Genomic DNA, 12799 nt, shown 5'->3' with positions numbered 1-12799 from the left:
ACCTTGATAGGTTTGGCAATTTGTAAAGTTTGGTAACAGAAGGCTCCAGCGGGCATGGCCGCCGGAGCCAACCCGATCAGAACGACCGGGCGACGATTTCCTTCATGATTTCATTGGTACCGGCATAAATGCGCTGGGCGCGCGAATCCGCCCAGGCACGGGCAATCGGGTATTCCCACATGTAGCCGTAACCACCGTGCAACTGAACACACTCATCAATCACCTTGCACTGAATGTCGGTGGTCCACTGCTTCAGCATTGCCGCGGTCGGAATGTCGAGCTTCTTGTCCAGATGCAGCTCCAGGCAGCGATCACAGAAAACCCGGGCAGCGGTGATTTCCGATTTCATTTCCGCCAGCTTGAAACGGGTATTCTGGTAAGCAATTACCGGCTTGGAGAACGCTTTGCGCTCTTTGACGTAATCCAGAGTCCACTGCCAGGCGGCCTCGGCTGCCGCAACGGCAGTCAGTGCCACCTGCAGGCGCTCGGCGGGCAGCTCCTGCATCAGCTGGAAAAACCCCTGCCCTTCATTGGATCCCAGCAAGTTCCCCGCAGGCACTTTCACATCCTGGAAGAACAGCTCAGAGGTATCCTGGGCTTTCATACCCACCTTATTCAGGTTCTGGCCTTTCTCGAACCCTTCCCACGCGGTTTCGACGATCAGCAGGCTGGTGCCTTTGGCGCCTTCTTTTGGATCTGTCTTGGCAACGACAATGACCAGATCCGCCATCTGGCCGTTGGTGATAAAGGTCTTGGAGCCGTTGAGAATATAGTGGTCGCCATCCTTGATCGCTGTCGTTCTCACACCCTGAAGATCAGAACCGGCGCCTGGCTCGCTCATGGCAATGGCCCCGATCATCTCACCGGTGGCCAGTTTCGGCAGGTAACGCTCCTTCTGCTCCTGAGAACCATAGTTGAGGATATAGGGCGCAACGATGTCGGAATGCAGCCCCCAACCAATACCCGACAGGCCGGCATAGGAGATCTCTTCCATAATCACGGCGCTGTATCGAAAATCTGCGCCCACACCACCGAACTCCTCCGGCATGGTCGGACACAGGAAGCCCAACTCGCCGGCTTTGGTCCACAGTTCGCGGCTGACGTGTCCGTCTTTTTCCCATTGCTCATGGTAGGGAGCCGCTTCCTGCTCGAGGAATTTACGAACGGAATCGCGGAAGCCGTCGAGATCGGCATCAAAGAGTGTGCGTGGAATCATGGTAAACCTCGGTGAATGACCTGTGTTGTGGTTATCGTTCACCAAGTCTCTGCTCAGAGGCGGTTTCGCTCAATGGTGAAAACCATCAATCGGGCTGACCAAAACCATCGCCGCGCTTTGCCTTCGCGCGTTCCTCGCCCCAACGCGGCATCAGGTCCTGGGAAAGACCCAGGTGATCGAGAATGCGGGCCACAATAAAATCAACCAGGTCACTCACCGATTGCGGGCTGTGATAGAACCCGGGACTCGCCGGCATGATGACCGCTCCCATGCGGGTCAGCCGCAACATGTTCTCCAGATGTACCTCTGAGTATGGCGCTTCGCGGGGCACCAGGATCAGTTGCCGACGCTCTTTCAGGGCCACATCTCCGGCCCGCTCGATCAGGTTGTTGCTGGCGCCGGTGGCCAGCGCGGACAGGGTGCCGGTACTGCAGGGGCACACCACCAGGGGGGCCTTTTCACCGGAACCGGACGCGGGTGGCGCAAACCAGTCTTCCCGCCCGAATACCAGCACCTGACCAGGGCTCGCGCCTGAAAACTCTGTTAGCGTCTCCTGCATTGCCTGCGGGGAGCCCGGCAACTTCAATTCGGTTTCCGTGGCGATCACCACCTGGGCGGCACGACTGACCATCACATTCACCCTACAGCCGGCCGCCACCAGGCATTGCAACAGGCGCAGACCGTACTGGGCGCCGGAGGCACCGGTAAAGGCCAGGTTGATGGTTTGTGGTTGTACCGCAGGTTCAGTCATGACGGATATCTACGTTCGAGTTCGGCAACCAGTTTCTGGTGAATACCACCGAAACCGCCATTGCTCATGATCACAATGTGGCAGGGACCGCTCACATTCGCCAGTGTCTGTTCAATCAGGGCGTCCACGCTCGCTTCCACATGGTGTTGTACGGTTTCGCCCTCACCGCCCTTCCAGCTCTTCACCAGCGCCGGCAGCCACTCCAGCTGATTCAGATTGGCCCAGATTACATGGTCGGCGGCGACGGCACTGGGCAGCAGCGCCTGCTGGTGCACCCCCTGCTGCATAGTGTTCGAACGGGGTTCGATCAAGGCGATCACCGGCTCCTCGCCCACTTTATTGCGCAGCCCCTCCAGGGTGGTGGCAATAGCAGTTGGATGGTGGGCAAAGTCGTCATAGACGCTGACGCCGTTAATCTCAGCCAACAGCTCCATGCGCCGTTTCACCCCGGAAAAGCGGCACAGGGCAGCAACGGCGTGGTCCGGCGTGACGCCCACATGACGGGCGGCGGCAATGGCCGCCAGGGCATTGCGAACGTTGTGCATGCCGGTCTGGGACCAGGTCACCGTGGCCACTGGCTGCTCGTGGTGAACCACCATGAAACGGCTGCCGTCCTCTGACAGCAACTCCGCCCGCCAATCCGTGGTATAGGCGACTTCACTGCCAATGGCGGTATTTTGCACCGCGCTCCAACACCCCATGTCCAGGGCGCGATCCAGATGCACATCGTTCGCGGGACGAATGATCAGACCGTTGGACGGCACGGTACGAACCAGGTGGTGGAACTGACGCTCGATAGCCTCGACATTGTCAAAAATGTCGGCGTGATCGAATTCCAGGTTATTCATGATCAGGGTGTGGGGGCGGTAATGGACGAACTTGGAACGCTTGTCGAAAAACGCGCTGTCGTATTCATCGGCCTCGATCACAAAGAAGTCACTGGAACCGAGGCGTGCCGATACCGGGAAATCCTTCGGTACGCCCCCGACCAGATAACCGGCGTCAAAGCCGGCCTGCTCGAGAATCCACAGCAGCATGGACGTGGTGGTGGTCTTGCCATGGGTACCGGCCACCGCCAGTACCCAGCGATGACGCAATACTTCCCGCGCCAGCCATTCCGGGCCGGACATGTAATCAATATTGCGGTTGAGGACAGCCTCCACCTCGGGATTGCCGCGGGACATGGCGTTACCGATCAGCACCAGATCCGGCTTCGGCTCCAGGTTCTCGGCGCGGTACCCTTCCATCAGACCAATGCCCTGGGCTTCCAGCTGGGTGCTCATGGGTGGATACACGCCCTGATCCGAGCCCGTTACTGTGTGCCCCAACTCCCGGGCCAACACCGCAAGGCTGCCCATGAATGTGCCACAAATTCCCAGAATATGAATATGCATGACCGGTCTGACCTCTTGAATTGGACGTGCCAAGCCTCCCGTATACATCACCGACCGTCAAGAGCTTCGTTATCCGCAATCCTGCTCATGAAAAAAACCGGCATTTGGCGTATCATCTGCGGCAATTACTGAACCAGCAGGAGGCTCCAGCCCGAGATGGCCACCAAGAACGCTTTTTACGCTCAATCCGGCGGTGTGACCGCAGTCATTAACGCCAGCGCCTGCGGGGTTATCCAGACCGCCCGCAAACACCCGGAAAGCATCGGCAAGGTCTACGCCGGCCGTAACGGGATCATTGGCGCACTCAAGGAAGAGCTGATTGATACCAGCCTGGAAAGCGACGAGGCCATTCAGGCGCTGATCCACACTCCCGGTGGGGCTTTCGGTTCCTGCCGTCACAAGCTCAAGAACATTTCCGAGAACAGGCGTGAATACGAGCGCCTGATCGAAGTGTTCCAGGCCCATGACATTGGTTACTTCTTCTATAATGGCGGCGGCGATTCCCAGGACACGGCCTACAAGGTATCCCAGCTGGCCGAGAAAATGGGCTACCCGATTACCTGTATCGGCGTGCCCAAGACCGTGGATAACGATCTGCCCTTTACCGACTGCTGCCCCGGCTTTGGCTCAGTGGCGAAGTACATTGCCACCTCGACCCTGGAAGCCAGCCTCGACATCAAATCCATGTGCGAAACCTCCACCAAGGTCTTCATCCTTGAGGTCATGGGCCGCCATGCCGGCTGGATTGCCGCTGCCGGCGGACTGGCCGGCGAGGGCGCAGACCAGCCGCCCCACATCATCCTGTTCCCGGAGATGCCATTTGACCGCGAAGCCTTCCTGGCACGGGTGGAATTCTGCGTGAAGGAGTACGGCTACTGCGTCATCGTCGCCTCTGAGGGCGCCCAGTACGAGGACGGCCGCTTCCTGGCCGATGCCGGCGCCAAGGATGCCTTTGGCCACACCCAACTCGGTGGCGTGGCGCCGGCCCTGGCCAACATGGTCAAGCAGGCATTGGGCTATAAGTACCACTGGGCAGTGGCGGATTACCTGCAGCGCAGCGCCCGCCATATTGCCTCTGCCACTGACGTTGAACAGGCCTACGCGGTGGGCAAGGCGGCGGTTGAAATGGCCGTGGCGGGCAAGCAGGCGCTGATGCCGACGATTGTCCGCGAACAGTCCAAACCGTATCGCTGGCACATTGGCGAAGCACCGCTGAGCGAAGTGGCGAACCAGGAAAAGAAAATGCCCATCCATTACATTTCGGATGACGGCTTTCACATCACCCAGGACTGCCGCGACTACCTCGAGCCGCTGATCTACGGCGAAAGCTTCCCACCGTTCGACAATGGCCTGCCCCGGGTGGCAAAGCTGCAGAACAAACTGGTGGAGAAAAAACTCAGGACCGACTTCCAGCTCTGATCTCTGCCCCGGACACAAAAAAAGGCGCCTGCGGGATAACCGCAGGCGCCTTTTTTCTTTCCGCAGGGATCAGTTTGCTCTCGCAGTCTCCTGCGCACTCACATAACGCACGAACTCATCCGAGCCGCCGATGTACTCCTGCCCGACCAGAATCTGGGGCACGGTATAAACCGGCCGGCCAATCCTGTCAGCGATGTCCTCCTTGGACATGCCCTCTTCAATCATGTCCACGTAAGTAAAGGGAATCCCCTTCACTTCGCACAACTGCCTGGCACGAACACAGAAACCGCAGGAAGAGCGGCCGTAGATGGTCACATGCTCCATACATTACTCCTTAACCGAAACGATCAGGCGGGGGTCTCGCCCTGAATAACTATTGCCGCCATGATGTCATGCCACCGGATAAAATAAAATTGATGGTTTGAATGATCACCATAGTACCAGCCGATACGCTGGTTACTGCCTGATCCCGTAGTGGAAAGCCTGTGGCGGCGTCAGGTTTTCAGACGCCCCAGCTCGGAATCCAGCACCTCTACCTGCTCATCCAGGGCGTCACCACTACCACGCACCCGCTGTGCAAGCACCCGCAGATCACTGGCGGCATCCCCGATTTTCGTCAGGTTCCGGTTGATCTCTTCGCTGACCGAACTCTGCTCCTCAGCCGCTGTCGCCACCTGGGTTACATGCTCCACGATGGTGCCAATGCGTTCGACCACGGCGGCCAGGGAATGATCCGCCTCGCGGGTACCGTCCACCGCGGTTGTTGCACGGTCCACACCGGAGCGGATCACCGACACTGCGCCATTCACATCGCTCTGCAGGCCTTCGATCATCTCACTGATCTCGTCGGTGGACTGTCGGGTACGGGACGCCAGTGTGCGTACCTCATCCGCCACCACCGCAAAGCCACGCCCCTGCTCACCTGCGCGGGCCGCTTCTATGGCCGCATTCAGGGCCAGGAGATTGGTCTGCTCGGCAACACCGCGAATCACATCCAGAATGCGGTTGATGTCGTCGCTACGGGTGGCCACCTGGGTAATCGCCGTACTGGCCTGATCCATGTCCGCGGACAGGGCGCTGACACCATCCACCGCCGTGGTGAGAGTATCCTGGGTAAAGCGCACCCCGTCCTGAGCCTGGCGTGCATTCTCCGCCGCCTCCCCGGCAAACCCGGCCACTTCTCCGGCAGCCGCCGACATCTCGTTCATGGCGGTCACCACGCTCTCAATATCCTGATGCTGGCGTTCGGTCTGTCCGTCCGTCTCCCGCGCAATACCCCCGACATCGGTCGCCTGCTGTCGAACCTGGCCGTTAACGTTCTTGAGGTCGTTGATCATATCCCGCAGGCGGGCAAGGAATGCGTTGAATCCGCCCGCCAGCTCAATCAGCTCGGCGTGGGTATCAATCGACAGCTCGCGGGTGAGATCCCCCTCGGCACTGGCCAGATTTTTCATGCGGTCACGAATTTCGTTGAGCGGGCGGGTAACAGAACGAACCAGCAGCACCAGAATCAGAATGGCAAGCACGGACACCACAATGCCCACCAGGGTTTGACGCGCGGCCGTAGCGCCAACTTCGTCGGACAACAGGGCGGTGATGGCAGAAACCTCAGCCAGGGCGGCTTCGCGGGGCAGCTCAATCAGCAGGGACCATTGTGTGCCCGGCAGGTCAATCTCCACAGGATAGGACACGGCAAGGGTCTCGCCATCGTCAAAGGTCCGCTCCCCCTGGTGCAAGTCAACGAACTCGCCCGCCAGTTCGGGCAGAGCCTCGCTCAACGGGCGGCCAAGGTGGCTGTCGTAGTGACTGGAGGCGGCAATCAGCCCCTTATCACTCAGCAACGTGACGCGGGATTTGCCACTGTACAGCTCATTGCTGACCTCCCGAATGGTTTGCTGGAGTGTCGAGAGATTGATATCAACACCGACTACCCCTGCGAACTCTCCGCCATCGAGAATCGGCACCACCAGACTGGTCATCAGCTCGGAATAGCCTTCCTCAATCTCATACTCATAGGGCTCCATGATACAAGGCTGCTTGCTGTCTCTGGAGCACAGGTACCATTCCGCTTCACGAATGCCGAACTCATTGCGGCTGTCGAGATACTTGGTGGCGGGATCCTCGGTACGACTGAAGACCACCTCACCGTCGGGCGCGCGATAAAAATAAATTTCCAGGGTGCCCTCATCACTGCTGTGCTCTTCCACACCACCAGTAAAGTACCGGTCCTGCCCGTCGTAGGCATCCGGCTCAAACTGTGCATAGACCGAGCTCAGGCTTTTTTGTTCCTCCAGCACCGTGCCAACCGTCTCCTGCAAGGCAACTCGACTGATCCTTCCGGAACTGTCAGCCTGGATATTGCGGATAATCACGTTGCGAACCACTTCCGGCGTACGGTAGGCGGTCGCAAACTGGCCGCTGACCAGTTCCCCGTACTTGCCCGCAGTTGCACCAAGGCGCTCCATCACAATACCCTGCACGGTATCGCGGGTTTCGGTGGTCATCCGCTCTTCCATGTCACTGAGGGACAATTGGGCGGTCACCACGATACTGACCCCCATCACAAGCAGCAGCGTAATAACCAGGGCGTAGAGTTTGAAGCGTAGCGAAAGCTCTTTCATTGCAATGGAACCTGTTCGATGGCGGTGTAAAAAACGAGGTAACAACTTGGCATACCTGACCCTATTCCTGACGGCCTTTGCCGCAGCCACCCTGCTCCCGGCGTATTCCGAAGTCATGCTCGGCGCTATGGTAACCCAGGGTTACCCCCTTGGGTGGCTCTGGTTCTGGGCCACTGCGGGGAACACTCTGGGCTCCGTTGTTAATGGGGTTATCGGCCGGCAGGTGGATCGCTTTAAGGATAAACGCTGGTTTCCGGTTTCAGAGAAGCAGCTTGAGAAAGCGCGGGACAGATTCAACCGCTATGGTCAGTGGTCTCTGCTATTGGGCTGGTTACCGCTGGGAGGCGACGCGCTCACCCTCATCGGAGGCGTGATGCGCGTACCCTGGATCAACTTCGTGGTACTGGTTGCGATTGGCAAGGGCGCCCGTTACGGCTTCGTACTCTGGCTGGTTCTGGAAACCGCCGGGGTTCCCTCGGAGTCGGTACCGTCGCCGTAAAGGTAGGCCCGCAGCAGTTCTTCACCGTTGAACTCCGCGTTCAGCACCGCGATGAAGGTGTATACCCCAATCAGCTTCCGGTTCAGGAACACAAATTCCTTGGGCGGCACCCTGAAATAACGATTGATGGCAGATCGCGCCGCCTGGCGGGCCACCCGCGACGGCAGATCGCTCTGTTTCCAGCGATACTCCCCGTCGGCATTCACAGCATAATCCGGCCACTGGCTTCGGTCCCGGGCCAGGGGTTCCAGCACTGACATACAGACAGCGCCAAACTTGTCGAGCACATCGTCTGGCCAATCACGGCTCATGAAGCGCAGTTCCACGCCCCCTTCGACAACCGCTGGCAAGTCCCCTTCATAGGACGCGCGAATCATCTGAATAACCGGGTCGAGGAACGACGGCGAATAAGCCTGCACCGCGCCAAAATCAAGCAGCACAATCTGGTCGTAATCCTGATCGGATCCCTGCTCGCCGGCGATACGAATGCGGTAGTTACCGAAATTGGGGTCGGTCTGGATTTCGCCCCAGACAAACAGCTCCCGGAAAAACAGCTCCAGCGCCGCCATCCCCAGCTCGGAACGCCGCTCCAGCGGCAACTCCCGCACAGCGACGGAACTGACCGAATGGCCGTGTTCGTAGGTGGAAGCGATCACATGGGCAGTGGAGAACTCCTGCAGCACTCTGGGCACAACAAACCTGGGATCGGCAACCAGCATCTTGCGGAATTTTTCGGTAGTACGGGCTTCCAGCCGATAATCCACTTCCCGGTGCATCATTTCCCGGACTTCTTCCAGCCAGTCGTTGAATTCAGGTCCAAAAGAAACCAGCCGCGCGATTTTCAGGAGCTGGGCCACCGCATTGAGGTCACTGTCCACCGCATCCGCCACCCCCGGATACTGGACTTTCAGCACCAGTTCAAGGCCATCGCTTTTGCGTCGCGCACGGTGTACCTGCCCCAGTGACGCCGCCCCGATCGGTTCGGGATCGACATCCAGTTGTGCCAGCCGGTCGGCGCCCAGCTCATCCTTCAGAACACGCTCAATGGCAGACCACTCGAGGGAGGTTGTCTGGTCCTCCAGGGTATGCAGCGCTTCTGTTACTTCCTCAGGCAAAAAATGCTCACCGTAGAGGGCCATAACCTGGCCGATTTTGACCACACTGCCCTTCAGCTTGCCCAGTTCATCCACCAGAAACTCGGCCTGACTGGACAGCATGGCGCGGTGGCGCTGGTCCCGCTTGTCACGGCTACTGAACCAGTTCGTTGCCATGTGAGACGCCATCCGGGTGCCGGCAAACAGCCCTGCCCGGGTCAGCGTCAAACGGCGTTCGAAGCTTCCGGTCTTGATACGTGAAACAGAAGTTCCTCGTTTTTTGGATACCATCAATCATCCGCCCGGTTCATTGCATTTCAGCCCTGAGGCTGCTTCGGTCATTATACGGATAGCGCCTGCCTCAAACCTCACTGATTCGCCAGTCTTTTCCCGGCCTTGCGGCCAATGCAACCGGGATCTCAGGCGTATAGTGATGAATTCATTGCAACTCTTTACGTTTTTACACACTTTGAAGCCAGGAATCCGTCTAGTATGAATCTGCGGACCTGGTATTCCAGGCCCAACAATAACACCAGAACAACAAGACCTTAAAATGACTCACATAGCCACACACAACGCGGATACCGACCTGTCCCAGTATCGGGTGAAGGGAGAGATTCCCGTCCCCACCCTGATCGGATGGCTGACACTTGCCGCCGTGCCTCTGCTTGTGTTCTTCGCGTATCGCTCATCCCTGCGCGGAGACCCCACCGCACCAACGGTGCTGATCATATTCGCAGGGCTCCTGGCGGCCAATGGCATTGCCTACCTGATCAGGCACAGCAGCACCCTGCAACGCCGGGGTTTCATCACCATCATCACCGCACTGTTCACCTATCTGGCGGTCCAGGCGGTCGAGGATGGCTCCGCGATTATCTGGCTGTTCGCCTACCCGCCGATCATTTTCTACATCAGTCAGTCCAGGGTCGGGGTGTTTGCCTGCGCTGGCGGGCTCGCAGCCGTGGCCGTTCTGTTCAGCCCGATTGGCGACCTGGTGTTTGATGCGCCCTACAGTACCAGTTTCCGCCTGACCATGATTGCCGTGCTCGCCTTTGAGATGTCCACCTGCTATGTGCTGGATCAAAGCCGGCGGCGCAGTAAACTGGGCCTCCTGAAACTGGCGCGGGAATTTGAGTATGCCGCCAAGCACGATGCTCTCACTGGCCTCGCCAACCGTCGCGAAGTGCTGTCGCAACTGGATAACGAATACCAGCGTTACCAACGAAACTCACGGGTATTCTCGGTACTGCTGATGGATATCGATCTTTTCAAGAGCGTTAATGACAACTACGGCCATCACATTGGTGATGAAATGATCGTACTGGTGGCCTCGACGCTGAAAGAACAATGCCGGAAAGTGGATACCCTGGCACGGTGGGGAGGAGAGGAATATCTGGTGCTACTGCCGGAAACCGGCACTGAGGAGGCAGTAAAGACCGCCAACCGGATCCGCAAGGTTGTCAGCAGCAAATCCGTATCCGCGGAAGGCCAGGCCATTGCAGCAACCATCAGCGTTGGCGTTGCCACTATCCGCGATGACGAGTCCGTGGACAGATTGTTGCAGCGAGCGGACGAGGGGCTTTACCGGGCAAAAACCCAGGGACGAAATACCGTCTGTGAGTTCGAAGAGGCATTCACGGACTAAACGCGCACGGTTGCTCTACCACCCGGAGCGGTACTCGACATGGTCGTGGCCGAGCCCTGCAACCAGTTCGCCGGCAAGCTTTACGGCAAAATCCTCCACGGTCGCACCGGCAACAAAGTCGCTGACCTGGCACATAGGCATACCGGCGTAGCCACAGGGATTGATACGGCGGAACGGCTCCATATCCATGTCCACGTTCAGCGCCAGGCCATGGAACGAGCACCCACGACGGACCCGCAATCCCAGGGACGCAATTTTGGCGTCACCCACATAAACGCCAGGGGCATCGGGCCTGGGGGCGGCTTCGATCCCCGCGCCCGCCAGCACACGGACAATGCCCTGTTCAATCTGATCCACCAATGTCCGCACACCCAGCTTGTGGCGAGGCAGGTTGATCAGCAGGTAGATAACCAGCTGACCAGGCCCGTGATAAGTAACCTGCCCGCCCCTGTCCACCTGAATCACGGGGATATCTCCGGGCGCCAGGATGTGTTCAGCTTTGCCTGCCTGGCCCTGTGTATAGACCCTCGGGTGCTCAAGGCACCAGAGTTCGTCCGCGACCGAGTCATCGCGATCAGCGGTGAAGGTTTTCATCGCCTCCCAGGTTTCCTGATATGGCTGCTCTCCCAGGGTGCGTACGATCAGCTTCGACATTGGCTCAGAGCACCATATGGACCCGGCCACTGGCCTTCAGGTCTTCAAACAACGCCTTGAGCTGGGCTTCGCCAGTGGCCACTATCTTCAGCTGCACTGAAGAGAAACGGCCACCACTGCTCTTATTGACGGAAACATCAGCATCGGTGATACCTGGCGCATGCTGCTCCACGACCTCAACCACGAATTCGGTAAAATCCGGCGCCGAATTGCCAATCACTTTGATGACATAGTCACAGGGAAACTCAATTTTAGGTGCTTTCGGCTCACTCATGCCGGCTTACTCCCGAAGACGTCAGTGGTTGTCACTAGAACAACTGAACAAAAAAGAGCTTGATGGCATCCCACAGACGCTTGAACAGCCCGCCCTCGGGCACGTCGCTGAGTGCCAGTACAGGCTGGTCCACGATCACATCATCGCCCAGTTTGACCTGCACACGGCCAAGCTCATCCCCCACCTTGATGGGTGCCTTAATGACAGAATCAAGGTCCACGGTGGATTCCAGTGAGTCACGGGAACCGCGGGGAATGGTGACATTAACTTCTTCAGTGACACCAACCGACAGTTCATCTTCACGACCGCCCCAGATCCGTGCCTCGATCAATTCCTGACCGGCGCCAAACAGCGTCTCGCTTTCATAGTACCGGAAGCCATAGTTCAGCATCTTCTGGATTTCCTGGGCCCTGGCTGCCGTACTGTCTGTTCCCATCACAACGGCAATCAGCCGGGTACCATTGCGCTTGGCCGAAGCCACCAGACAGTATCCGGCTTCTTCGGTGTGCCCGGTTTTAAGACCATCAACACTGTCATCACGCCAAAGCAGGCTGTTGCGATTGGGTTGTCGGATGTTGTTGTAAGTGAAGTGCTTCTCAGCGTACAGCGGGTAATTCTCGGGGTAATCATTGATGATCGCCATCGCCAGCAGCGCCAGATCGTAGGCGGTGGAGAAATGGTCCGGTGATGGCAGGCCGGTGGCATTCTCAAAGTTGGTATCTTTCATGCCCAGCAGTTGGGCCTGCTGGTTCATGATGTCAACGAATGCACTTTCACTGCCGGCAATGAACTCCGCCAGCGCAACCGAGGCATCATTTCCCGATTGAATAATCACGCCCTTGAGCAGTTTTTCCACCGAGACCTCGGTTCCCTCCTGAACAAAGGTGCGCGAGCCTTCCGTGCGCCAGGCATTGACACTGATCGGAACCATATCCGACATGGAGATACGGCCTTCGTCCAGCTCGCGCTCAACGATGTAGGCGGTCATCATCTTGGTCAGACTGGCCGGCGGCAGGCGTTCGTTGCTGTTCTCATCCATGATGACCCTACCACTCAAGGGGTCCATCAGGATGTAGGAGCTGCCCGCCACTTGCGGAGGCGAGGGAATCAGTACTGTCTGGGCGTGGGCCGATCCCAGGGGGATCAACACCAGAAGCAGAACTGCGGTTAAAGCGCGGAAAACAGGATTAGTCGCCATGGGTTCGTTCATTCGTCGTTAAGTGTATTGATTC

General features: G+C 58.1%; 12 protein-coding genes. 3 read left to right on the top strand and 9 right to left on the bottom strand.

Going from position 1 to position 12799, the window contains the following annotated elements:
- Nucleotides 1-76 precede the first annotated feature (76 nt).
- The 3 genes from ACQUWM_RS05735 to mpl all read right to left on the bottom strand — a co-directional run bounded on the left by ACQUWM_RS05735 (nt 77) and on the right by mpl (nt 3361).
- Nucleotides 77-1216, bottom strand: coding sequence for an acyl-CoA dehydrogenase family protein (locus ACQUWM_RS05735; protein ID WP_428921494.1), 1140 nt, complete (start codon nt 1214-1216; stop codon nt 77-79).
- Nucleotides 1217-1301: 85 nt separating this feature from the next.
- The gene (locus ACQUWM_RS05730; RefSeq protein WP_428921493.1) at nt 1302-1967 is read right to left on the bottom strand and encodes a flavin prenyltransferase UbiX; all 666 of its coding nucleotides are present in this window, start codon (nt 1965-1967) and stop codon (nt 1302-1304) included.
- Nucleotides 1964-3361, bottom strand: coding sequence for a UDP-N-acetylmuramate:L-alanyl-gamma-D-glutamyl-meso-diaminopimelate ligase (gene mpl / locus ACQUWM_RS05725; RefSeq protein ID WP_428921492.1), 1398 nt, complete (start codon nt 3359-3361; stop codon nt 1964-1966). Before mpl ends, ACQUWM_RS05730 begins: the two co-directional genes overlap by 4 nt.
- A gap of 156 nt (nt 3362-3517) precedes the next feature.
- Here mpl and ACQUWM_RS05720 point away from each other — a divergent pair, with 156 nt between their 5' ends.
- Nucleotides 3518-4780, top strand: coding sequence for a 6-phosphofructokinase (locus ACQUWM_RS05720; protein ID WP_428921491.1), 1263 nt, complete (start codon nt 3518-3520; stop codon nt 4778-4780).
- 69 nt (nt 4781-4849) lie between these two features.
- Here the strand turns inward: ACQUWM_RS05720 and ACQUWM_RS05715 are convergent, their stop codons facing one another.
- Both ACQUWM_RS05715 and ACQUWM_RS05710 read right to left on the bottom strand, forming a co-directional pair.
- On the bottom strand, nt 4850-5104 hold the full coding sequence (locus tag ACQUWM_RS05715; RefSeq protein ID WP_406999971.1) for a GrxA family glutaredoxin: 255 nt from the start codon (nt 5102-5104) through the stop codon (nt 4850-4852).
- Nucleotides 5105-5274: 170 nt separating this feature from the next.
- A complete protein-coding gene (locus ACQUWM_RS05710) occupies nt 5275-7401 on the bottom strand; it encodes a methyl-accepting chemotaxis protein (protein WP_428921490.1) in 2127 nt (708 codons plus the stop codon).
- A 46-nt stretch (nt 7402-7447) separates the two neighbouring features.
- On the opposite strand from ACQUWM_RS05710, the gene ACQUWM_RS05705 reads away from it, so the two are divergent.
- The gene (locus ACQUWM_RS05705) at nt 7448-7900 is read left to right on the top strand and encodes a YqaA family protein (protein ID WP_406986162.1); all 453 of its coding nucleotides are present in this window, start codon (nt 7448-7450) and stop codon (nt 7898-7900) included.
- Here ACQUWM_RS05705 and ACQUWM_RS05700 read toward each other — a convergent pair.
- On the bottom strand, nt 7831-9285 hold the full coding sequence (locus ACQUWM_RS05700; RefSeq protein WP_406999974.1) for an ABC1 kinase family protein: 1455 nt from the start codon (nt 9283-9285) through the stop codon (nt 7831-7833). The genes ACQUWM_RS05705 and ACQUWM_RS05700 overlap by 70 nt on opposite strands.
- A gap of 262 nt (nt 9286-9547) precedes the next feature.
- On the opposite strand from ACQUWM_RS05700, the gene ACQUWM_RS05695 reads away from it, so the two are divergent.
- Nucleotides 9548-10639 carry a GGDEF domain-containing protein gene (locus ACQUWM_RS05695; protein ID WP_406999976.1) on the top strand — a complete coding sequence of 364 codons (1092 nt, stop codon included), beginning with the start codon at nt 9548-9550 and terminating at the stop codon, nt 10637-10639.
- A 15-nt stretch (nt 10640-10654) separates the two neighbouring features.
- Here the strand turns inward: ACQUWM_RS05695 and lipB are convergent, their stop codons facing one another.
- Genes lipB through ACQUWM_RS05680 form a run of 3 tightly spaced genes read right to left on the bottom strand, consistent with a single transcriptional unit; the run spans nt 10655 to nt 12765 of the window.
- Complete coding sequence (gene lipB, locus ACQUWM_RS05690; protein ID WP_406999978.1) at nt 10655-11293, bottom strand: lipoyl(octanoyl) transferase LipB; 639 nt, start codon at nt 11291-11293, stop codon at nt 10655-10657.
- 4 nt (nt 11294-11297) lie between these two features.
- Complete coding sequence (locus tag ACQUWM_RS05685; protein WP_406986151.1) at nt 11298-11567, bottom strand: HP0495 family protein; 270 nt, start codon at nt 11565-11567, stop codon at nt 11298-11300.
- A 34-nt stretch (nt 11568-11601) separates the two neighbouring features.
- Nucleotides 11602-12765 (bottom strand): D-alanyl-D-alanine carboxypeptidase family protein, encoded by a 1164-nt coding sequence (locus ACQUWM_RS05680; protein ID WP_428921489.1) that lies wholly within the window; start codon nt 12763-12765, stop codon nt 11602-11604.
- Nucleotides 12766-12799: the final 34 nt, after the last annotated feature.

Origin of the sequence: Marinobacter sp. DUT-3, assembly GCF_050379435.1 — a bacterium.
Classification (GTDB): Bacteria; Pseudomonadota; Gammaproteobacteria; order Pseudomonadales; family Oleiphilaceae; genus Marinobacter.
The sequence above is the reverse complement of the archived record's forward strand: the minus strand, read 5'-3'. Positions and strand labels throughout refer to the sequence as shown.

Bases quoted from the DNA above. Each gene is read 5' to 3' on its own strand.
- ACQUWM_RS05735 (WP_428921494.1), bottom strand. From the start codon at position 1,216: ATGATTCCACGCACACTCTTTGATGCCGATCTCGACGGCTTCCGCGAT.
- ACQUWM_RS05730 (WP_428921493.1), bottom strand. From the start codon at position 1,967: ATGACTGAACCTGCGGTACAACCACAAACCATCAACCTGGCCTTTACC.
- mpl (WP_428921492.1), bottom strand. From the start codon at position 3,361: ATGCATATTCATATTCTGGGAATTTGTGGCACATTCATGGGCAGCCTT.
- ACQUWM_RS05720 (WP_428921491.1), top strand. From the start codon at position 3,518: ATGGCCACCAAGAACGCTTTTTACGCTCAATCCGGCGGTGTGACCGCA.
- ACQUWM_RS05715 (WP_406999971.1), bottom strand. From the start codon at position 5,104: ATGGAGCATGTGACCATCTACGGCCGCTCTTCCTGCGGTTTCTGTGTT.
- ACQUWM_RS05710 (WP_428921490.1), bottom strand. From the start codon at position 7,401: ATGAAAGAGCTTTCGCTACGCTTCAAACTCTACGCCCTGGTTATTACG.
- ACQUWM_RS05700 (WP_406999974.1), bottom strand. From the start codon at position 9,285: ATGGTATCCAAAAAACGAGGAACTTCTGTTTCACGTATCAAGACCGGA.
- ACQUWM_RS05695 (WP_406999976.1), top strand. From the start codon at position 9,548: ATGACTCACATAGCCACACACAACGCGGATACCGACCTGTCCCAGTAT.
- lipB (WP_406999978.1), bottom strand. From the start codon at position 11,293: ATGTCGAAGCTGATCGTACGCACCCTGGGAGAGCAGCCATATCAGGAA.
- ACQUWM_RS05685 (WP_406986151.1), bottom strand. From the start codon at position 11,567: ATGAGTGAGCCGAAAGCACCTAAAATTGAGTTTCCCTGTGACTATGTC.
- ACQUWM_RS05680 (WP_428921489.1), bottom strand. From the start codon at position 12,765: ATGGCGACTAATCCTGTTTTCCGCGCTTTAACCGCAGTTCTGCTTCTG.